Below are 19,937 nucleotides of genomic sequence, written 5' to 3' on the forward strand. Positions count from 1 at the left end.
CATGCCCGAAGTGCGCCCCAAAAAGCATTTAGGTCAACATTTTCTGAACGACAAACGTGTTGCCCAACGCATTACCGAAAGCCTGAGAGCCGATGGTTGTGATGCCGTGCTTGAGATTGGCCCGGGAATGGGCGTTCTTACATTCGATCTTTATCAAAGGTTTGGTACTAGACTTGTAGCAGTTGACGTTGATAGTGAATCGGTCAGCTACCTTAAAAGAAACCTGCCTGATTTAAACGTGGTTGAGGCCGATTTTTTGCAAGTTGATATTAAGGAGTTGCTGAAAGGAAAATTTGCTGTAATAGGAAATCTACCCTACAATATCTCCTCGCAAATCTTTTTTAGAGTAATTGAGCAGCGCGATTTTGTTCCTGAGGTTGTAGCAATGGTCCAGCGCGAGGTTGCCCAGCGAATAGCCGAAAAGCCTGGTTCCAGAACTTACGGGATACTTAGTGTGCTTCTACAAGCCTTTTACAATATTGAGTATTTGTTCACAGTAAGCGAGGGATGCTTTACACCACCGCCCAAGGTAAAATCGGCAGTAATCCGTTTGACACGAAATAGTGTAATTGACTTAGGCTGTAGTTACACCCTTTTTGAACGGGTTGTAAAAGCTGCCTTTAACCAACGGCGTAAAACCTTAAGGAACTCCATCCGTTCAGCATTTAACGGCATTGAGATTAGCGATAAATACGGTACTAAGCGAGCCGAGCAGCTTTCAGTTGATAACTTTGTGGAGTTAACCTTAGAGGTGGAACGTTTGCTTGGCTAAGCCTTTGTATTTATTGCTTCAACAGGACTTAGACGTGATGCCACCCATGCGGGCACAAATCCCGATACTATTCCAATAACCGCCGATATGAGTAAGCCCCGGATGATGTTTGGCAGGGTGAGCGACACGTTAAAATCCAACCCATGGGTTACAGCAAGTGTTCCAATAAAAATAAGCAGTAAGCCAATAACTCCACCTGCCACAGCCAATAGAACCGCCTCGTAAAGGAACTGGATTAGTATGAAGTATCGTTTTGCCCCTAGTGCTTTTTGAACACCAATTTGGCTTGTGCGCTCCTTAACCGAAACAAACATGATATTGGCTATGCCAAATCCTCCAACAATTATGGAGAAAAATGCAATGAATCCTCCGGCAAAGTTGATTGATGCAAAAATTGAGTCGAGGCTATCCTTCAACAGGTCAATCTGGTTAAGCGCAAAGTCATCCTCATCAAGGGGTTTAAGCCGGTGGTGGGCGCGGAGTATGCCACGTAATTCATCAATTAAATCCTCAACGCTAGTATCATCTTTTGCTTTAACCATTATCCACGGGCCGGAATTCCTTAGGTCGACCATGGTTCGAGCAAGGTTAAGCGGAATAATTACCATGTTATCGAGGCTGTTTTCCCCAATGGCCGATTTCCCTTCCTTGGCAAATACTCCTATCACTGTAACTTTTTGCCCGCCAATTTTGATGGTTTTATCCAGTGGATTTGCACCTTGAAAAAGGTCTTTGGCAATATCGCTGCCAATTACAGCATATGGTCTTCCTGAGTTAATCTCAAACTGGTTAAAGAATCGGCCTTCGCTTAAGTCGAAAGTTCGAATTTTATCAAAATCGGTGCTAATGCCGTAAATGGTAGCATCGGGGATATTGTTGCCATTATACTTTATCTGCTTATTGTATGCTACATTAAAGCATGCAGCATCGGTTAGTAAGCTTTTCCTGCGTATCTCCTCAAGGTCACTTAGGGTTGGTTCCGGTCTATTGAGGTATTTCCACCATGGGTATTCCTCATTGCCTCCCCAAGGCCACTTTTGAACGTATACAACCTTTTTCCCTAGCGCCTGTAGGCTGTCGCGCACATTCTTCTCTAAGCTGTCAATCATGGTAAAAACAGATATAATGGCAAAAATGCCAATAGTGATGCCAAACAGCGACAGAAAGGTTCTAAGCTTATTTGCTTTTACTGATTGGTAAGCAAACTGCATGCTTTCGCGTGCAAGCTTAAGTAGAATGATAAATGGTCGTAATGCTTTCATTAATGCAGGTAATTTTTAGTCAAAAATGGAAACCGATTGCTTGTGCTCATTCAACAAATATACCTATTCGTTGACTTTTCAGCTAACATAAACTGTTAAATATTCCTATCTTTTTTGAGCATTTATTGTTTACAAGGTTTAATGGGTTTGCCTTGATATATTACTTTAAGTAGCTTTTATTTGGTTAATATTTTCAGGTTTGTTGAAAAAAAATAGTTGCTAAGTATTGGTTTTTCAAAGGATTTAACCAATTTTATGGCTAGTTACTGAATATTTATTTTATTCGTAAGCAACTGACAAACAACAAGATGAATAGTTATAAAGTTGTTAAAACTGCCTTAATATCGGTTTACCACAAGGATAACCTCGATAAAATTGTAAAGTATTTAGGCGAAAAAAATGTTACCATTTACTCAACCGGAGGAACAATGGATTTCATCAAGGGGTTGGGGATTCCGGTTGTTGCTGTGGAGGAGCTCACGGGCTATCCCTCAATTCTTGGGGGTAGGGTGAAAACATTGCACCCAAAGGTTTTTGGTGGAATACTTGCCCGGCGCGAAAACGAGAACGATCTTTTTCAGCTCCAGGAGTATAGAATTCCCGAGATAGATTTGGTTATTGTTGACCTTTACCCTTTTGAAAAGACTGTTGAGTCAGGCGCTTCGGAACCTGAGGTAATTGAAAAGATTGATATTGGCGGAATCTCACTTATCAGGGCGGCTGCCAAGAATTTCAGGGATGTTTTAATTGTATCGAACAGGGAGCAATACGAAAGGGTTTACGAAATGCTCACGGAACAGGATTGTGCCACATCGCTGGAGCAACGTAGGATATTTGCAGCCGAGGCGTTTGCCACATCTTCGCATTACGATACGGCCATTTACGGCTATTTTAGCCCTGAGTTCCCTCAGAGCTTCTTCCGTAAAAGCTTAAAGGGTGTTAGGGGATTGAGGTATGGTGAGAATCCCCATCAGAAAGGGGTTTTTTACGGCAATTTCGACGAAATGTTCGAACAGTATTGCGGTAAAGAAATCTCCTACAATAACCTATTGGATATCGATGCGGCGGTTAACCTTATCAGGGAATTTGAAGAGCCAACCATTGCCATTTTAAAGCATAATAACGCCTGTGGCGTTGCTTCACGCCCCAGTATCCTTCAGGCTTGGGCCGATGCACTTGCTGGTGATCCTGTTTCGGCCTTTGGTGGTATTATCATATCGAATCGGTCAATTGATGAGACAACGGCTAAGGAGATCAATAAAATCTTCTTTGAAGTTCTCATTGCCCCCAACTTTGATAATGCTGCTCTGGAAGTGCTACAAGCTAAGAAGAACAGGATAATTCTGAGGATGAAGGATTTTAACCTGCCGCAACAGGTTTACCGAACAGCCTTAAATGGAGTTTTAATGCAGGAGCGCGATTCGGTTACCGAATCCGATTCGATGCTGCAGCTGGTTACCCAAAAATCGGCCACGCCAAACGAGGTTAACGATTTGCTTTTTGCCAATAAAATTGTAAAGCATACCAAATCAAACGCCATTGTTTTAGTTAAGAACCTCCAGCTTGTAGGGAGTGGCGTGGGGCAAACATCAAGGGTTGATGCTGTAAAACAGGCTATTGCAAAAGCACATAGTTTTGGATTTGACCTGAATGGGGCTGTAATGGCTTCCGATGCCTTTTTCCCATTCCCGGATAGCGTTCAGCTTGCCTACGAGGCAGGAGTAAGGGCTGTTATTCAACCTGGCGGGTCAATCAAGGATCAGGAGAGCATCAATTTCTGCAATGCCAATGGCATTGCCATGATTTTTACTGGAATTCGACACTTTAAACATTAGAAAATAAATATTAATTCGATATGGGACTTTTTTCGTTTTTAACTCAGGAGTTGGCAATCGATTTAGGAACGGCTAACACTATCATTCTTTTTAACGATAAAATAGTTGTCGATCAGCCTTCCATAGTGGCAATTGATCACTCAACCGGGAAAATGATAGCCATAGGAGAACAGGCCAGGGCTATGCATGGTAAAACCCACGAGAACATCAGAACCATTCGCCCGCTCAGGGATGGAGTAATTGCCGATTTTAATGCGGCTGAACAAATGATTCGTGGGATGATTAGCATGATTAATACCAAAAACCCAATTTTTACTCCATCGCTCCGCATGGTTATAGGTATTCCGAGTGGCAGTACTGAAGTTGAAATTCGTGCTGTACGCGACTCAGCCGAACATGCTGGTGGTCGTGATGTTTACCTGATTTACGAACCCATGGCTGCCGCCCTTGGTATTGGGCTCGATGTTATGGCTCCTGAGGGTAGCATGGTGGTGGACATAGGTGGTGGTACCACCGAAATTGCGGTTATTGCCTTGGGGGGTATTGTATGCAACAAGTCGGTTCGTATTGCCGGCGATGGCTTTACAGCTGACATTCAGGCATACATGCGTCAGCAGCACAACGTTAAAATTGGTGAGCGTACCGCTGAGGATATCAAGATAAATGTGGGTTCAGCTCTTCCTGACCTGGACAATCCTCCTGCTGACTTTATTGTTCGTGGGCCAAACCTAATGACAGCATTACCCATTGAGGTACCTGTTTCTTATCAGGAAATAGCTTACTGTTTGGACAAATCGCTTTCAAAAATAGAATCGGCTATTTTTAACGTGCTAGAACAAACCCCACCTGAACTTTATGCCGATATTGTTCAAAAGGGTATATACTTGGCTGGTGGTGGAGCATTACTCCGTGGCCTCGATAAGCGTTTAACCGAGAAAGTGAACATTCCTTTCCACGTTGCTGAGGATCCTTTACATGCGGTTGCAAGGGGTACCAGTATAGCATTGAAAAATCTGTCGTTCCCATTCCTGATGAGGTAACCCAAGCGATGCTTTTGCGATGAATAACCTGTACGAGATTTTAAAGCGCCTTTACATTCATCTGATATTCCTAATTCTATTAGGGATATCGCTTTCGCTATACTTTAACACCACATACTACCAGAAATCGCAGGTTGGAGCAGTAACAAAATCAATTTCCGGATTCTGGCATAAGCAAGCATCACAGGTAACAGGTCTTTTCCAACTGCAGCGTTCAAACATACTACTCCTACTGGAAAACGTCAAGCTCCGAAACGAAATAGAGGGGTACAGGCTTAAGCTGCAAATGCTTCAGGATTCATTCATGAGAATTGAGGACACTTCCGGTTTATTCCGGTATATTCCAGCTAGGATAATTGATAACTCAATTAACAGCCGCCATAACTACATCACCCTCGATGCGGGATCAAATGATGGTGCTTACAAGGAGATGGGCGTTATATGTAAGAACGGCGTTGTTGGCATTGTGTCGGCTACCACTAAACATTTTGCCTCAGTCATTTCACTGTTAAATACCGATGTAAGGGTTTCGGCTATGCATAAGAAGTCGGGCGCTTTTGGAGCGGTTTCGTGGGATGGCATGAATTACAGGCGTGTTGTACTTGATGAAATTCCCCTTCATGTTAATGTGGCAGTTGGCGATACCATTGTAACCAGTGGCTTTTCAACCATTTTCCCCAGGGATATCCCAATAGGTCGTGTTGTTGATTTTTACAATAAGGATGGTAGTTTCCTACAAATTAAGGTTGAACTCTTCGCCGATTTTAAAACCCTCGACTATGTGTACTTGGTCGATTCAAAGGTGAAAAGCGAGGTTGATCGTTTGCAAACAATGAAGTGATGTACAGCGATATTCTAAAATATTTAGGTTTAACGGTAATGCTGCTTTTACTGCAGTTTCTGGTGCTTAATAACATCAATTTCATGGGTTATGTAAACCCGTATATCTACATACTTATTATTTTATTGCTTCCCTACCGAATTACCCGCTGGATGTTGCTTATTATTGGTTTTGCACTAGGATTTGCTGTCGATTATTTTTCCAACACACTTGGACTCCATACCACCGCCTCGCTGGTTATTGCCTATTTCCGTCCGGTAATCCTAAACCGATGGAGTTTTAAATCGGTTCAGGATATCAGGGGTGTCCCCGATGTTTCGAACACCTCACTGGAGTGGTTTGTTGTATATGCCCTAATTGCTGTGCTAGTTCATCACTTTACTCTATTCGTTCTGGAAGTATTTACGTTTAAACACTTCTGGTTAACGCTGGTTCGAATTATTCTCAGTACTGCTGTTTCAACGTTTTTTATAGTGATCATTGAGCTTTTACGGGCTCCCAATAAAATGTCAAGGTAGTGGTGTTACGAGCTGAAAGTAGCAGACGTGTTGTAGTGTCGGTAATCATAATGCTTGTTTTTGCTGCCATAATTGGCAAGTTATTTTATATTCAGGTAATTGATAGTTCCTACAAGTTCTCGGCAGCAAATAACGTGCTCCGCTACATCACACAGTATCCTGCCCGAGGACTAGTTCTCGATCGGCATGGAGTGCCCATGGTATCCAATAAGCCGGTTTTTGATATTTTAATGGTAAAGAGGCAGGTAAAACCATTTGATACCCTTGAGTTTGCCACCATGCTTGGGCTTATGGTTGAACAGGTTCGCGATGCATTTATTCAGGCAACAAAACAAAAAGGCTATTCCCCCCGTAAAGCTGTGGTTTTGCTTAAGCAAATATCTGCAGAGAATTTTGCCCGTTTCCAGGAGGTGATGTATAAGTATCAGGGTTTTGAAATTCAACCCCGTACGGTGCGTTCATATAATCCACCCATTGCGGCGCATCTGCTAGGGTATGTAGGTGAGGTTGATGATCGCGATATTAAGAATGGCCCATACTACCAACAGGGCGATTACATTGGTATAAGCGGTATTGAGCGCTCCTATGAACATATTCTACGTGGGAAAAAGGGTGTAAAAATCTTTATGGTCGATGTTCATAACCGTATCAAGGGTTCATACGAGCAGGGGAAATTTGATACGTTAGCAATACCCGGTAAGAACATTACCAGCACTATTGATGCAAGGCTTCAGGAGTATGGCGAACGCTTAATGCAAAATAAAATTGGCAGCATTGTTGCCATTGAACCCAAAACCGGAGAGGTGCTGGCTATGATATCGAGCCCAACATACGATCCCAACCTGTTGGTTGGAAGGCAAAGGACTGCTAACTTCAAGGTTCTCCAACAGGATTCGTTAAAGCCAATATTCAACCGTTCAATCATGGCGCTATACCCGCCCGGTTCAACATTCAAGGTGGTAAATGCGTTAATCGGATTACAGGAAGGGGTTGTTACGCCTGAAACCCGATATAGCTGCTATGGAGGATACACCGTGGGTCGTGGTGTTGGTTGCCATAACCATCCATCGCCTACCAACCTGATACAATCCATACAGGTTTCGTGTAATACCTATTACTGCCATGTTTTCCGAAACATTATCGATAAAAGGGAATTTGGTTCGGTTGAAAATGGATTCTCGGTATGGAAAAGGCATGTGGAATCGTTTGGTTACGGCAACAAGCTGAATATCGATTTACCGCATGAGCTAAAGGGTATAGTACCTTCGGTTTCATTTTACGATAAGTACTTCAGAAAGGGAGGTTGGAATTCGCTTACCATCATTTCGCTTGCAATTGGGCAGGGTGAGCTTTCCGTTACTCCCTTACAAATGGCAAACCTTGTGGCAACAATTGCCAACAAGGGATACTACATTGCACCCCATGTGGTAAAATCAATAGAGGGCGATACCTTAAACTCCCTGTATCGGGAAAAGCATATCACCTCAATTGAGCCAAAGTACTTTGATTACATTATTGAGGGAATGGATTTGGCAGTAAACGGAGCGCCGGGTAGCGGAAGCACTGCGCGAATAGCTGCTTTGCCCGATATTCGTATTTGCGGTAAAACCGGAACAGCCCAAAACCCACATGGTAAGGATCACTCCGTATTCTTTGCATTTGCACCTAAGGACGATCCCAAAATTGCAATTTCGGTTTATATTGAGAATGCTGGCTTTGGTGCTACATGGGCTGCACCTATTGCAAGCTTGATGATTGAGAAGTACCTGAAGGATTCTATCTCCCGTCCCGATTTGGAACGATATATACTTGACGCAAACCTATTAGATAGACGTGCAAAGGCGAAATAACATACTACGAAACCTCGATTGGGTTGCAACCATCCTGTACGTTGTTCTCGTACTGATGGGATGGCTGAATATTTATGCCGCTGTCTATAGCGATGAGCACAGAAATATCCTCGATTTCAGCCAGCGCTATGGCAAACAGCTGGTTTGGATATTCTTTGCATTCCTCATGGCAATTGTTATTCTTTACTCCAACGATAGAATCTATCCGGCATTTGCTTATATCTTTTATGGGATTATTCTGATAACGCTGATTTCAACGTTACTTTTTGGCCGTGTGGTTAATGCGTCAAAGTCATGGATACCCATAGGTTCATTCGGATTGCAACCTGCTGAGTTTGCAAAGATTGCCACTGCCCTTGCTCTTGCAAAGCTCATGAGTAGCTATGGTTTTAAACTTTCAGGGTTTTGGTCGTACGTTAAGGTGGCAGTTATTATTGGGTTGCCTGTTGGCATTATACTTTTGCAAAACGATACTGGCTCGGCCTTAGTTTTTGGTGCTTTGATTTTGGTTTTATACCGTGAGGGTTTGCCTGCATGGATATTATCTTACCTGGTTTTTCTGGTAATTGTTTTCATTTTAACTCTCGTTTATAGCACCTCAGTTTTAATTACTTTCATTTTTGTTGTGGCAGTAACACTTTTTGTAGTATTTACTCGCCAGCACCGCGATGCGTTCAGAATATCCATTGGCGCAGCAGGAATAGGTCTGTTGCTCTACATTTCATCGGAACTATTCCATTTAAGGCTATCTAATGCATTGATCTTTCTTATCCCAGTACTTATTAGTGCTGTTTTAGGCTTTTTGTATGCTTACAAGAACAGGCTAAGGCAGGTTTATGCAATTTCATTCTTTCTTATTGCAACCATAGGTTTTTCAATGTCGGCCGATTACGTTTTTGAGCGTGTGCTAGATGTCCATCACCAAAAGCGTATTAACGATTTACTTGGTATTGAAGATGATCCGTTAGGGTGGGGTTACAATGTTAACCAATCAAAGATTGCCATTGGTTCCGGCGGTTTCTGGGGTAAAGGTTACCTTTCGGGCACTCAAACCAAATTCAACTTTGTGCCCGAGCAAAGCACCGATTTTATTTTTTGCACAGTGGGTGAGGAGTGGGGCTTTTTGGGTTCTACTGTTGTGGTTTTGCTTATAGCGCTTTTCCTGTTAAGGCTACTAAAAATTGCCGAGCGTCAAACTGAGCATTTTGCCCGTATATACGGATATGGAGTAGTTTCCATCCTGTTTTTCCACGCTGCGGTTAATATTGGCATGACCATTGGGTTGGTTCCAGTTATTGGGATTCCCCTGCCGTTCTTTAGCTATGGGGGCTCGTCGCTTTGGGCGTTTACAATCCTGGTATTTATTCTCCTTCGGTTCGATGCTTCACGCTATGGGGCATACTAATAGGTATACCGTACTCTTTTTCTGCAACCTGTATTAATGCGTAAAGCAATTCCTGAAGCCCAGCACTGAACGCAATATAGTTTTCCTTCACTATTTGCAGAGCAAGGCTTGGGTTCCCTTTCATTGTGGTGTAGTTACCCATTATCTCAAGGGCTCTGGTTACACCCTCATCGGTGCTGTAGGAGTAGAGTCTGTTGCTTTGAATCATAAATGGTAAGAATCCCCTTACTGCTGGGGGTAGCATGTGGTAGCGCTGAAGCATCTGAAAGTAGAAAGTTCTAGTAAAGCCTTTAAGCGGCCTGTTTGAGTATGTGCTCCATTCTTTTGCCAGGATGTAATCGAACATCACATCTGTAGCAACACCCGACCATCGCCCATAGCTGGGGCGTAATTTCTCCCTACAACTTTTCCATGCCTCGTGCCTATCAGTAACCTGATCGATTGTGCGGTGGAGCTTTATGCCAGTTTGAATACCCTGCGGGTAGGCAAGGATTTGTTTCCCTTTTACATGATCGCCAATAAAATTGCCCAACCGAATATCGATGTTGCTCCCCGAAAGGTATAAATGAGCCAAAAAATTCATTAAGTAGCTTGTTATAAGAAAGATGTAGTAGCCAAAACCTCATCGGCTTTGGGTGGTTGGTAGCGCATAAGCTTTAGCTCCTTGCCATCCCAAACACTGTAGGTGTTGCTTACTAACCAATCGCCAAGCACTACAAGGTTCGATTTTTTTGTAAGCGGATATATTATGGGTGAATGCCAGTGCCCATAAATAAAAAAATCAAAATGTTCGTCCTGGAGTTTATGCCTTGAGAACTTGGTTATTTGCTCATCCTCGCCCCTGAAAACATGGGTTATTTCCTTGGAGTATCTACTGCTTACACTCCACTGGTTACCAAACCATAACGAGAAGTTAGGGTGGAGTTTGGCAAACATCCATTGTAGGGTAGGGCTGGTAAAGATTCGTTTAAGCAGTTTGTAGCCGGGATCGCCAGGGCCAAGGCCATCGCCATGGGCAAGCAGGAACTTTGCACCATAAAGTTCCCGAACAATTGGTTCGCGGTGAATTTGAACCCCTAGTTCCTTTTCAAAATAGTCGAACATCCATACATCGTGGTTGCCAGTAAAAAAGTGAACGGGAATGCCGCTATCGGTAAGCTGGGCAATTTTTCCCAGGAACCGCGTATATCCTTTGGGAACAACCCGCCTATACTCAAACCAAAAGTCAAAAATGTCGCCTAAAAGGTATACTTCCTCAGCATCGTGGCTAATGGTATCGAGCCAGGTATTGAAAAGCTTTTCACGGGGTAGGCTCTGCTCAAGGTTGGGCAAGCCCAAATGCAGATCCGATGCAAAGTATATCTTTTTACCCTGGCTCATAATGTTTTTTACTTGTTCAGGTAGCTATCCAAGGCCTTTTGCAGGTTTGCGCCGTATAGATTTTTTCCAATGATATTGAAATCTTTACCAATAAGGTAATTGGCAGGTAGTTGTCTAACGTTGTAGAATAAAGCGGCATTTGAAGCCGATGGGTCATCCTCCCTTACGCTAATCCATGGTAATCCGGCGTTCTCAATGTAGTTAATCCAACCCTCGCGGGTAGCATCGAACGATATCTGGTATACTTCAAACCCTCTGCTTTTATACTTCTTATAAATTTCCAATAGTTCACGATTATCCAGCAAGCTTGCTGTGTTCTCGCTGGTAAAAAAGTCGAGAAGTATAACCTTGCCTTTAAGTGATGATAGTTTAATGTTACGCCCATTCCTATCAGGAATGCTTAGGTCAGGAATAGGCATCTCTGCATTCTGGATTAGCTGTTGCATTTTAGCATTGGCAATGCGATTCTCAATGTTCTTGATATCCTCAAGCATTCCTTTAGTGTAACTTGATTCCGGGTAAAGCGCTTTCCATGCGGAAGCAACCATTTTTATTAGCAGTAAATCGTCGGAGCTGTCAAAAATGTATAGATTGTCGTTATACTTTTGGTATAATGCCATGATACTGGCTTTGTTCATGGGGTTCTCCCAAACAAATTTGGTGAGTTCGTCCTTTACCCGCTTGCGTTCCTGCTCAAATTGGTTGTTTATTAATTCACGTTCCGAGTTACTCTCGGCGTTCAGGTATCGTTTTGATAGCTCGTCAACTGCGGTTTTTGACTTAGCAAATGTTCTTGTAACCCAACGAACCTTTTCAGAACCCTCAGAACCCGAAACCTGATAGTCGATGGCATTGTTAAGGTCTAATATAACGTTGATTTTTTCACCTTTTGAAGCTAATAGGGTAATGGCAATCCCTTTGCTAGTGCTAAGGGAGTAAAACTCCGGTTCTTCGCCCTGTTTTACCTTAAACTTTTTTACACTTTCGCCAGCCGAAATCCTAACCGAGTCAAGCTTTATGGTTTTATTGAAATCAATTTTACTTAAGAAAAGTGTAGTTTTTTCAGGACTCTTTACTTTTACGCTAATAACAACCGCATCTTTGCTGCTGCATCCTGCCAAAAACACTATTAAAACTATTGAAACAAAATACCTAAAACGCATGCTGTTTAAATTTTGGTTACATGCAAATTTAGCCAAACTTTACAATTTTGGCTTACCCAATGTCTATCTAATGCTTTTTTAATTGCATTTTTGTAGATATTTTGCTTAAACTCTTGGTTTATGAGAGCAAAACCCGATGGTTCATATATAAGCTATTTCAGTAACCTGGTAAAAGTAAATGGAGGCATCAACTTTGCACAGGGCATTCCAGGCTTTCAGCCTCCCACTGAACTCATTAATATTTTAAAAGATATTGCTAATTCGCAGCATCACCAGTATGCGCCTGGAATTGGTAATCTACAGCTTAGAGCGCTAATTGAAAATAGCTATGGAGTTGAACCTGAAGAGCTTCTGGTAGTTCAGGGTGCAACCGAAGGCCTTTCGTTGGTTTACACCTATCTTTTTCGAATGCTTGGAGAAAATCTGGTAACCCTTTCCTTTGACCCTGCTTACGAAAGCTACAGTCGGCTGCCTCAAATCTTCAACCAAAAATTTGTTCCCTTTCCTTTGATTAATGAAGAGTTTGTTGACTTCGACGAACTTAAAAGATGCATTGAGGGAAATAAAGTAAAGTTGATATTCATTAGTTCACCCGGCAACCCCTACGGTAAAGTTTGGACAAAAGCTGAAACCTGTAAACTTCTCGAACTTGCTAACGAGCTAAATTTTTTTGTTGTTTTCGATTCGGTTTATGAGGAGCTGTACTTTTCACAAAAACCCTATATTCCTTTGGATAATATCTCCGAAAGGTTATTTATTGTTAGCAGTTTTTCAAAATCGTTGTGTATTACCGGATGGCGTGTGGGTTATGTAATCCATCATCCCACTCACACAAAGGCCATTAGGGCCATTCACGACTATATCGGGCTGTGTGCACCAAGCGTTATGCAACAAGCACTTGCGGTTTACCTTGCACAGTTCCAATACGGTAAAGTTTTTATGGATGAGCTAAGGCAAAGGGTTAAGAGTTCCTTCGACAACTTAAGTGATATGCTTAACCGTTTAAACTTTACGGTTCCCAGAATTGATGGCGGTTGTTTTATCTGGGCTAAATTGCCTCAACCCTTTACCGATGGTTTTGAGTTTGCTTCTGACCTTTACGATGCTACTGGCGTGGCTGTTATTCCGGGCGAGCATTTTAGCAGCACAAAGGTAAACTGGTTGCGCTTTAATGTGGCTCGACCTTTAAAGGAGATAGATTTAGCCGGTAACAGAATTGCTGATTTTATGAGCAAGCAATGATTATAATCTCAACCATACTGATTGCTATTTACACTATAGCCATTCTATGGTTGTTAAAAGGCTTGTTGACCAATAACTGGTTGGAATCCAATGGAGCCCCCAGTCAAACTGTTAATGGCATTTCGGTGATAGTGGCATTCAGGAATGAGCGCGAAAATATACCTAAACTAATTGCTTCGCTTGAGGCTCAGGATTTACCGCATGAGTTTTGGGAAGCTATTTTAGTTGACGATGGCTCAACCGATAGCGGTTTTGACCTAGTAATGTCATGCAAAAGCCAATTACCTTTAAAACCTTTGGTTTTACCTGATGGGCAGGCGGGTAAAAAACAGGCATTACTTTATGGACTATCAGCAGCCAGTTTTGATACTGTTGTATTCACCGATGCGGATTGCACCCACACCCCTCAGTGGCTAAGCTCTATTCGCGAATGCATGGGAAATGCCTATTTTTTACAGGGTGAGGTAAAACCCCAGTTTGAAAAGGGTAGTATTATTTCCATGTTTGAGGCACTCGATTACCTATCGCTTATGGCCGTTTCAGCGGCAAGTTTTGCTGTTGGCAAACCGGTTATAGCCTCATCGGCTAATTTGGTTTTCAGGCGAAGCAAGGTTAATGTTGATGCTAAGGCATTGCGCACCGATATAGTTTCCGGCGATGATATGTTTCTGCTGCACCATGCCAAAACCATCACTGGTTTACGGTTTAGGTTCTTAGCATCGCCTAGGGTGGCTGCCTACACAAGTTTTAGCGGCGGGATAAAGGGTTTTGTTTTGCGCCGAAGCCGTTGGGCATCAAAGGCAACCGCATATACCGATTCCCTAACGCTTCTATTATCGTTCCTGGTTTTTACCCTGAATTTTTGGATTGTTCTTTTAGCAATACTGTCAGTTTTGGGTGTAATTGCTTTTTACCTTCCAATTTCACTCCTTGCTGCCAAAGCAATGGTAGATTTACCTTTTTTAGCATATTACCTTTTTAAAACTAAACAGCAAAACCTAATGGCGGTTTTTATACCTTTACAAATCCTTTATCCCTTTTATATAACATTTGCAGCCATCCTAGGATTAATTAAAGGAACAACTTGGAAAGGAAGAATAAACAGCTGGCAGAATTAGCCCGAGGCGGTTCCCCAATGCGAATAGCCATACGTAGGTTACTTGCCGACCGTATGGCCGTAGCATCGCTATTGCTTATAGCTTTTATTGCCATTATAGCGTTTCTTGGATACCTAATCACACCCGATAGTTCGCCATATGCAAATGGTCAGCATTTACAGCTGGCAACGCTTAAGCCTGGCAGTAAAGTCAAATTCCTGCGTGTTGCTAAGCAGCACGAGGTTAAAAGGCGGAACATTCTGGGCCGAATGTTTTATGGACAGGAGAAAGATTACAACGAAATACCTGTTGATTCAATCTACTTTGATGGTATTAAAGTATATGCCCGTGAGTACAACCCTATTCCCGATGGCGATGCCATTGTTGCCGAATTAACTCTACACGAAATCCTCTTCAGGTTGAACCCCGAAAAAAAATACTTACTTGAAAACGATACAATCACAGCATTTCTGTACAATGGGCAGCAAGCAATATTGGCTGTAGCCGATGCCCAGCAAAGGGTATTAAGTCAAAACCTTGTAACGCGTAGGTTTCTTCTTGGAACCGATCGTTTTGGCCGCGACCTTTTAAGCCGCTTGGTTATTGGTGCGCGCATTTCGCTTTCTGTAGGGTTTATTGCCGTGGGTATTGCTTTAATAATTGGCATTGTACTGGGAGCCATTGCCGGTTTTGCCCGAGGAATTATTGACGATGCCATTATGTGGATGGTGAATGTGGTTTGGTCAGTTCCTACCCTGTTAATGGTAATTGCCTTAACCATGGTAATTGGGAAGGGTTTCTGGCAAATATTTGTTGCAGTTGGCTTAACCATGTGGATGGATATGGCCCGTGTGGTTCGCGGGCAGGTGCTCAGCGTTAGGGAAAAGGAGTATGTTGAGGCGGCTAAGGTTTTAGGCTACAGCCCGTGGCGTATCATTTTCAGGCATGTGCTGCCCAATATCATGGCACCGGTAATCATAGTGTCGGCAAGCAACTTTTCAACAGCCATACTGCTTGAAGCAGGATTAAGCTTTTTGGGGATTGGCGTGCAGCCTCCGGCTCCCTCGTGGGGAACCATGATACGCGATCATTACGGATACATCATAATGGATAAGGCCTACCTTGCCCTTATACCAGGCTTTGCCATGATGCTTTTGGTGTTAGCCTTTAACCTGCTTGGTAACAGTCTGCGCGATGCCCTTGACCCCCGAGAAATAGAAAAGGCCTAGTTGACTAGGCCTTTATTCTATTCAACATAGAAAGGATTCTGGAACTCGATTTCTTTATATGAGTAGCCACCAAATATGCCAACACCATTCATTATGTTTTGATACAATATTACTGGTTCCCCAAAGCCATCGTAATATGTTTTACTCCATTGCTCCATCGACAGAAAATATTTATATAAATCCTCACTAAGGCTAACAAAACGGACTTTGTATTTTTGGGTAAAAATGCTTAAATTATTGACAAAGAATCTGATGCTGTATGTTTTACCATTTATCGATTTATCTGAAAAAATTGGCTGACCCCATGAAGTGGTAGATAGAGTTTCTTCAACTAACGGGTCGTTACAGTTTACTCTATTTAATGGGTATAAGTCATCAATTTGAGATAAGTCCCAAAATTCAACCATGTAGTAGTTTACTTTATCCGCTGGATCGTTAAAAGTAACAATAAATTCCATTGAATTAGTATTTGGATTTGACACTCTGCTTTCAAGTGTGAATGGAACAGAAAAGGGGATATATGTTTTTGAATTTATAGTTGGGTACCCGGGTGCCGAAACCGTTAATGTATATGTTTTACCTTCTTCAGGTTTTTTGTATGATGTATAATAGTATACAGAGCGGAAAATCCCCCTATTTAAAAACTTTCTTTCCAAATTTGGAATTTCGTTTTCATCTTCTTTTAGGCTAATGGAAATATTTTGAATGTCTACTACATTCCCCCAATTATCCTGATTGAGTATGAACGTGTTTTGGCTGAAATGAAGAAAAACACTATCGGTATTGAGAAATCCCGCAACAGAAATTTTATTCTTAGGCTTTGGCAAATCGACCTCAATATCGGAGGAGCACCCGTAAAATATAATGGTTAATGCAACTATGATATACTTATTCATATTTAAAACTTTAATGAGTATGAAACATACGGAAGTATTGGAAATAAACTCTTTTGTTTAATTACAGGCCCCTCGGGGGCGTAGTACATGTAAATATAGTAAGGGTTATGTCGGTTGTAAAGGTTATAAATACCTACTGAGATAGTTTGAGTTGCCCATTTAAGTTTCTTATGAAAGTTCGCACCAATATCTAAACGGTGATATGCTGGCATTCTTACGTTGTTTAGTTCCTCTATGATTTGGTATGTATTGTGAAAGAAACCAAACCCACCATAAAATTCATCGGTAAAACCCACCATATTTGGAACTGTTACGGCATTTCCTGTTCCATATACCCAGGTTGCGCTTAGTGTGCGATTTGACCTTAAATTGTAACTAACGTTTATACTTAGGTCGTGACGCCTATCGTACTTGTATGGGAAAGTTTTCCCTTGATTAAGAGAAACAAATTTTCTTTCGGAATTGGATAGGGTGTAGGCAATTGTACCAGTAAGGGTGCCGGTTGTTTTTTGTACCATGAATTCACACCCATAGGACCAGCCCTTGCCATTGGTTACTTTATCGTCCCAACTAAGACTTCCTGAAAAGTAATTTGCTCCCTCACGATAGGCTATGAGGTTTTTCATGTTTTTAAGAAATGTTTCAACCGATAGCTGATACTGTTTTTTTAAAATTGTAAAAAAGCCAAAAGAGTAAATTTCACCTTTTTGGGGAATGGTCTTTGATGTTGCTGGTAACCATAGGTCGGTGGGCAATCCTAGGGTTGAGTTGGAAAGCATATGGCAATTTTGGCTAAGCTTTGAATATGATGCCTTAATTGAGGTTTTATCGCTTATAGGGATATTTACTCCTATTCTTGGTTCTATACTATTAAATAATGTATCGCTAACTTTATAGGTGTTATTATTAACCCCAACATTAATGTCTACTTTCTTAAAAAGTTTTACATCCGATTCAATGTATGTTGATATTTCATGCGAGTAAATCTTTTTACCGAAAAGTGTATCAATGTTTTGATCTGGGTACAGGTCGTCAACTATAAAAGATTCTATTCCGGGCTTAAAGTCATGTTTTATGAAATGCACACCTCCTTTTAATCGAACCGATGAATGTAAAAGGTAGTCAATATCTAATCTACCTCCCAAATCGTTAATATTTGAAATATATTTTTTTTCAATTTCTTTTTTGAATTCGGCACCCATTATAGCTAGCGATGTAAATGAGTTATCGCGGCTCATATAGTCGTAATTGCTACTATAAACGGTAACGTTTAAGAATACACGAGGCGATAGAATTAAATTATACCGTGTCGATACAACTAGGTTTCCCCAGTTTAAATCCGTTCCTCTTTTGTTTAAGTATTGGTATGACTGCTCCGGGTTTGTTTCTTTATTCATTGAAAGAGCAGATGACTCATCTCGCCCAGTGTAAAGGCTTAGAAAAATACGGCTACGATTAGTCAGGAGGTAGTTTAACTTAACGTTGATATCGAAAAAATAGAATTTGTTCTTATCGTTACCCTTGTTCCCAACATAGGAACTGTTAATATCCTTGCTTAGCAGGTCAATGTTTGTTCTTCTTCCAGTAACCATAAACGAGCCTTTACCTCGTTTGAAAGGTCCTTCCAATACAAATTTTGATGCAATTAATCCAATAGTTACCTCTCCCCCGAAACGGCTCATGTCACCCTCCTTCATAGTGATGTCGAGAACCGATGATAAGCGACCAGAGTAGCGGGCTGGTATTCCCCCTTTAATTACATTGGCGTCTCTAATGGCATCGGTATTAAATACCGAAAAGAATCCAAACAAATGGTAAGAGTTGTATATGGGAACCCCATCAAGTAAAACCATATTTTGGTCGGGACTACCACCCCTAATGTATAAACCACTGCTACCCTCATTCCCCGATTGTATTCCTGGTAGTAGTTGTAGAGTTTTTAGGATATCCGATTCCCCTAGTAAAACTGGCTGGTTCTTAACCTCTATTGATGTAATCCTGTTTACACCTATTCTTTTTTCTAAAAATGATCTATTTGAACTTTCGTGTCTTATCACAACTTCGTCAATACTTGTTGTTTTAGGTGATAAGTTGAAATTAATAATAGTATCATTTGTAAAGTTGGCTTCAATGATTGTTGATTCAAAACCCACAAAGCTACATGTGAGTCTATTTTTCCCTTTAGGAATTCTTAAGTTATAGTAACCCTGCCTGTTCGAGACAGTTCCGGACAATCCTTCAACGCTGATAGTTGCTCCCGGCAATATTTCTTCTGTTTTGGTTTCCCTTACATAACCCGATACCGTAACATTTTGTGCAGCTAAGGTTTGGGTAGTTACAAAAAGGAATACTTTTAGATTTAATAGCCTTTTGTACATAAATCAACTTTTTTAAAAAAGTAGCCAGCACACTTTAAAGATATGCTGGCATTAATACTAAGTGTAGCTACTCGGTTTTGTAAATTAAGTAAATATAAGATCCACCAGCGCCCTTATTTAGATCAACAGGTATTCGTTTCCAGCCAGCAGGGACTTGAGATAATGCAGATGTTCGTGCAAAATATACTCCAATTTCTTTGATTTTTGACCAGGGCTTATACCCCTCGTATGGATTTAAAATTCCCGATACACGAGTTTGGTATAAATAAATGTAATCTCCTCCTGCACCCCAATTCAAATCAATCCCGGGATAACCAAAACCTGCAGAGTTACTAATCACTCCATCTCTCCATGGATAACTTAAAGAGGGGTAGGGATATTTGTCCACACCGTAATATACCTCTAGTCCTTGAATTGGGCCAGCAATATCTTGTTTTGTATAGCAAAGGTATATGTATTTGCCGCCTGATCCCTTATTTAAATCTACATCTATTTTTATGTATGATGCAGGTGGTGTTATAGCACTACTATTCCCTGCAATGATGTAAAGGTCAGTCACATAGGGAGTAAGAGCAACAGTTGACTTTACCTCTTTTTGCATTTCACTTGTTATTACAACTGTTTCGGTTTCAGTAAAAGTAGGTTTGGTTCTGTACACATTTTTGGGGATTGTATCGCCCTTTTGAACCTCAAAGAACTTACAATACTTAACATTGCTTGTTTCATCATTAATTTGGTTAAACCTAATTTCTTCCTTTTGGCATGATGCTAAAATGCCTAGTAAAAAGGTTAGTGCCAAGTAATTTTTTTTTCATGATTTTTGATTTTACTCCTACTCATGCGACAATATGTCAGGCTTTTCGGGTTAGGCTCTCATAACAGATTTTAGTGTTATGACATACAAAAAAAAAAAAATAGGATTCAAATGAAAGAATATTTAGCATGCTATATAACATGTGTTGCAAGAAGCGTGTTATTTATTAATCAAAAGATAACGGAAGCATGCCTATTGTATAATAGATGCTTCCG

The 19,937-nt window shown here is 41.3% G+C and carries 17 protein-coding genes; 10 read left to right on the top strand and 7 right to left on the bottom strand.

Translation table 11 applies throughout. The annotated features are described in order from the left end of the window. The first annotated feature begins 1 nt into the window (after position 1). On the top strand, positions 2–772 hold the full coding sequence (rsmA, locus tag WHS63_RS02215; RefSeq protein ID WP_445203693.1) for a 16S rRNA (adenine(1518)-N(6)/adenine(1519)-N(6))-dimethyltransferase RsmA: 771 nt from the start codon (positions 2–4) through the stop codon (positions 770–772). Here the strand turns inward: rsmA and WHS63_RS02220 are convergent. Next, on the bottom strand, positions 769–2,034 hold the full coding sequence (locus tag WHS63_RS02220) for an ABC transporter permease (RefSeq protein ID WP_445203694.1): 1,266 nt from the start codon (positions 2,032–2,034) through the stop codon (positions 769–771). The two genes, rsmA and WHS63_RS02220, sit on opposite strands and share 4 nt — an antisense overlap. A gap of 308 nt (positions 2,035–2,342) precedes the next feature. Here WHS63_RS02220 and purH point away from each other — a divergent pair, with 308 nt between their 5' ends. Genes purH through rodA form a run of 6 tightly spaced genes read left to right on the top strand, consistent with a single transcriptional unit; the run spans position 2,343 to position 9,523 of the window. Further along, positions 2,343–3,869, top strand: a complete 1,527-nt coding sequence (gene purH, locus WHS63_RS02225) for a bifunctional phosphoribosylaminoimidazolecarboxamide formyltransferase/IMP cyclohydrolase (RefSeq protein ID WP_445203695.1) — start codon at positions 2,343–2,345, stop codon at positions 3,867–3,869. A 20-nt stretch (positions 3,870–3,889) separates the two neighbouring features. Then, entirely contained in the window at positions 3,890–4,909 is a 1,020-nt protein-coding gene (locus WHS63_RS02230) for a rod shape-determining protein (RefSeq protein ID WP_369490383.1), read from the top strand. A 19-nt stretch (positions 4,910–4,928) separates the two neighbouring features. Beyond that, complete coding sequence (gene mreC, locus WHS63_RS02235) at positions 4,929–5,750, top strand: rod shape-determining protein MreC (RefSeq protein ID WP_445203696.1); 822 nt, start codon at positions 4,929–4,931, stop codon at positions 5,748–5,750. Continuing rightward, positions 5,750–6,268: a hypothetical protein gene (locus WHS63_RS02240; RefSeq protein ID WP_445203697.1), complete on the top strand. Its 519-nt coding sequence runs from the start codon at positions 5,750–5,752 to the stop codon at positions 6,266–6,268. Before mreC ends, WHS63_RS02240 begins: the two co-directional genes overlap by 1 nt. Then, entirely contained in the window at positions 6,268–8,118 is a 1,851-nt protein-coding gene (gene mrdA / locus WHS63_RS02245; RefSeq protein WP_445203698.1) for a penicillin-binding protein 2, read from the top strand. Before WHS63_RS02240 ends, mrdA begins: the two co-directional genes overlap by 1 nt. Continuing rightward, positions 8,102–9,523: a rod shape-determining protein RodA gene (rodA, locus tag WHS63_RS02250; protein WP_445203699.1), complete on the top strand. Its 1,422-nt coding sequence runs from the start codon at positions 8,102–8,104 to the stop codon at positions 9,521–9,523. The genes mrdA and rodA overlap by 17 nt, the downstream gene beginning before the upstream one ends. On the opposite strand, the gene WHS63_RS02255 is transcribed toward rodA, so the two are convergent. Genes WHS63_RS02255 through WHS63_RS02265 form a run of 3 tightly spaced genes read right to left on the bottom strand, consistent with a single transcriptional unit; the run spans position 9,480 to position 12,066 of the window. Beyond that, a complete protein-coding gene (locus WHS63_RS02255) occupies positions 9,480–10,106 on the bottom strand; it encodes an acyl carrier protein phosphodiesterase (RefSeq protein WP_445203700.1) in 627 nt (208 codons plus the stop codon). The two genes, rodA and WHS63_RS02255, sit on opposite strands and share 44 nt — an antisense overlap. A gap of 11 nt (positions 10,107–10,117) precedes the next feature. Continuing rightward, entirely contained in the window at positions 10,118–10,903 is a 786-nt protein-coding gene (locus WHS63_RS02260) for a UDP-2,3-diacylglucosamine diphosphatase (RefSeq protein WP_445203701.1), read from the bottom strand. Positions 10,904–10,911: 8 nt separating this feature from the next. Then, entirely contained in the window at positions 10,912–12,066 is a 1,155-nt protein-coding gene (locus WHS63_RS02265) for a peroxiredoxin family protein (RefSeq protein ID WP_445203702.1), read from the bottom strand. Between the two features lie 120 nt (positions 12,067–12,186). Between WHS63_RS02265 and WHS63_RS02270 the strand changes: the two genes are divergently transcribed. The 3 genes from WHS63_RS02270 to WHS63_RS02280 are packed head-to-tail and all read left to right on the top strand — an operon-like array spanning position 12,187 to position 15,634. Continuing rightward, on the top strand, positions 12,187–13,308 hold the full coding sequence (locus WHS63_RS02270) for a pyridoxal phosphate-dependent aminotransferase (protein WP_445203703.1): 1,122 nt from the start codon (positions 12,187–12,189) through the stop codon (positions 13,306–13,308). Next, on the top strand, positions 13,305–14,426 hold the full coding sequence (locus WHS63_RS02275; RefSeq protein WP_445203704.1) for a glycosyltransferase: 1,122 nt from the start codon (positions 13,305–13,307) through the stop codon (positions 14,424–14,426). Before WHS63_RS02270 ends, WHS63_RS02275 begins: the two co-directional genes overlap by 4 nt. Continuing rightward, positions 14,393–15,634, top strand: a complete 1,242-nt coding sequence (locus WHS63_RS02280; protein WP_445203705.1) for an ABC transporter permease — start codon at positions 14,393–14,395, stop codon at positions 15,632–15,634. Before WHS63_RS02275 ends, WHS63_RS02280 begins: the two co-directional genes overlap by 34 nt. Before the next feature lie 17 nt (positions 15,635–15,651). Here WHS63_RS02280 and WHS63_RS02285 read toward each other — a convergent pair whose 3' ends face one another. The 3 genes from WHS63_RS02285 to WHS63_RS02295 all read right to left on the bottom strand — a co-directional run bounded on the left by WHS63_RS02285 (position 15,652) and on the right by WHS63_RS02295 (position 19,707). Beyond that, on the bottom strand, positions 15,652–16,530 hold the full coding sequence (locus tag WHS63_RS02285; RefSeq protein ID WP_445203706.1) for a DUF4249 domain-containing protein: 879 nt from the start codon (positions 16,528–16,530) through the stop codon (positions 15,652–15,654). Positions 16,531–16,532: 2 nt separating this feature from the next. Beyond that, a complete protein-coding gene (locus WHS63_RS02290; RefSeq protein ID WP_445203707.1) occupies positions 16,533–18,908 on the bottom strand; it encodes a TonB-dependent receptor in 2,376 nt (791 codons plus the stop codon). 67 nt (positions 18,909–18,975) lie between these two features. After that, on the bottom strand, positions 18,976–19,707 hold the full coding sequence (locus WHS63_RS02295; protein WP_445203708.1) for a hypothetical protein: 732 nt from the start codon (positions 19,705–19,707) through the stop codon (positions 18,976–18,978). Between the last annotated feature and the right edge of the window lie 230 nt (positions 19,708–19,937).

The sequence above is a fragment of the Tenuifilum sp. genome (assembly GCF_037481895.1).
Classification (GTDB): Bacteria; Bacteroidota; Bacteroidia; order Bacteroidales; family Tenuifilaceae; genus Tenuifilum; species Tenuifilum osseticum.

Excerpts from the sequence above, each read along its gene's own strand:
- rsmA (WP_445203693.1), top strand. The coding sequence starts at position 2 with ATGCCCGAAGTGCGCCCCAAAAAGCATTTAGGTCAACATTTTCTGAAC.
- WHS63_RS02220 (WP_445203694.1), bottom strand. The coding sequence starts at position 2,034 with ATGAAAGCATTACGACCATTTATCATTCTACTTAAGCTTGCACGCGAA.
- purH (WP_445203695.1), top strand. The coding sequence starts at position 2,343 with ATGAATAGTTATAAAGTTGTTAAAACTGCCTTAATATCGGTTTACCAC.
- WHS63_RS02230 (WP_369490383.1), top strand. The coding sequence starts at position 3,890 with ATGGGACTTTTTTCGTTTTTAACTCAGGAGTTGGCAATCGATTTAGGA.
- mreC (WP_445203696.1), top strand. The coding sequence starts at position 4,929 with ATGAATAACCTGTACGAGATTTTAAAGCGCCTTTACATTCATCTGATA.
- WHS63_RS02240 (WP_445203697.1), top strand. The coding sequence starts at position 5,750 with ATGTACAGCGATATTCTAAAATATTTAGGTTTAACGGTAATGCTGCTT.
- WHS63_RS02255 (WP_445203700.1), bottom strand. The coding sequence starts at position 10,106 with ATGAATTTTTTGGCTCATTTATACCTTTCGGGGAGCAACATCGATATT.
- WHS63_RS02260 (WP_445203701.1), bottom strand. The coding sequence starts at position 10,903 with ATGAGCCAGGGTAAAAAGATATACTTTGCATCGGATCTGCATTTGGGC.
- WHS63_RS02265 (WP_445203702.1), bottom strand. The coding sequence starts at position 12,066 with ATGCGTTTTAGGTATTTTGTTTCAATAGTTTTAATAGTGTTTTTGGCA.
- WHS63_RS02270 (WP_445203703.1), top strand. The coding sequence starts at position 12,187 with ATGAGAGCAAAACCCGATGGTTCATATATAAGCTATTTCAGTAACCTG.
- WHS63_RS02275 (WP_445203704.1), top strand. The coding sequence starts at position 13,305 with ATGATTATAATCTCAACCATACTGATTGCTATTTACACTATAGCCATT.
- WHS63_RS02285 (WP_445203706.1), bottom strand. The coding sequence starts at position 16,530 with ATGAATAAGTATATCATAGTTGCATTAACCATTATATTTTACGGGTGC.
- WHS63_RS02290 (WP_445203707.1), bottom strand. The coding sequence starts at position 18,908 with ATGTACAAAAGGCTATTAAATCTAAAAGTATTCCTTTTTGTAACTACC.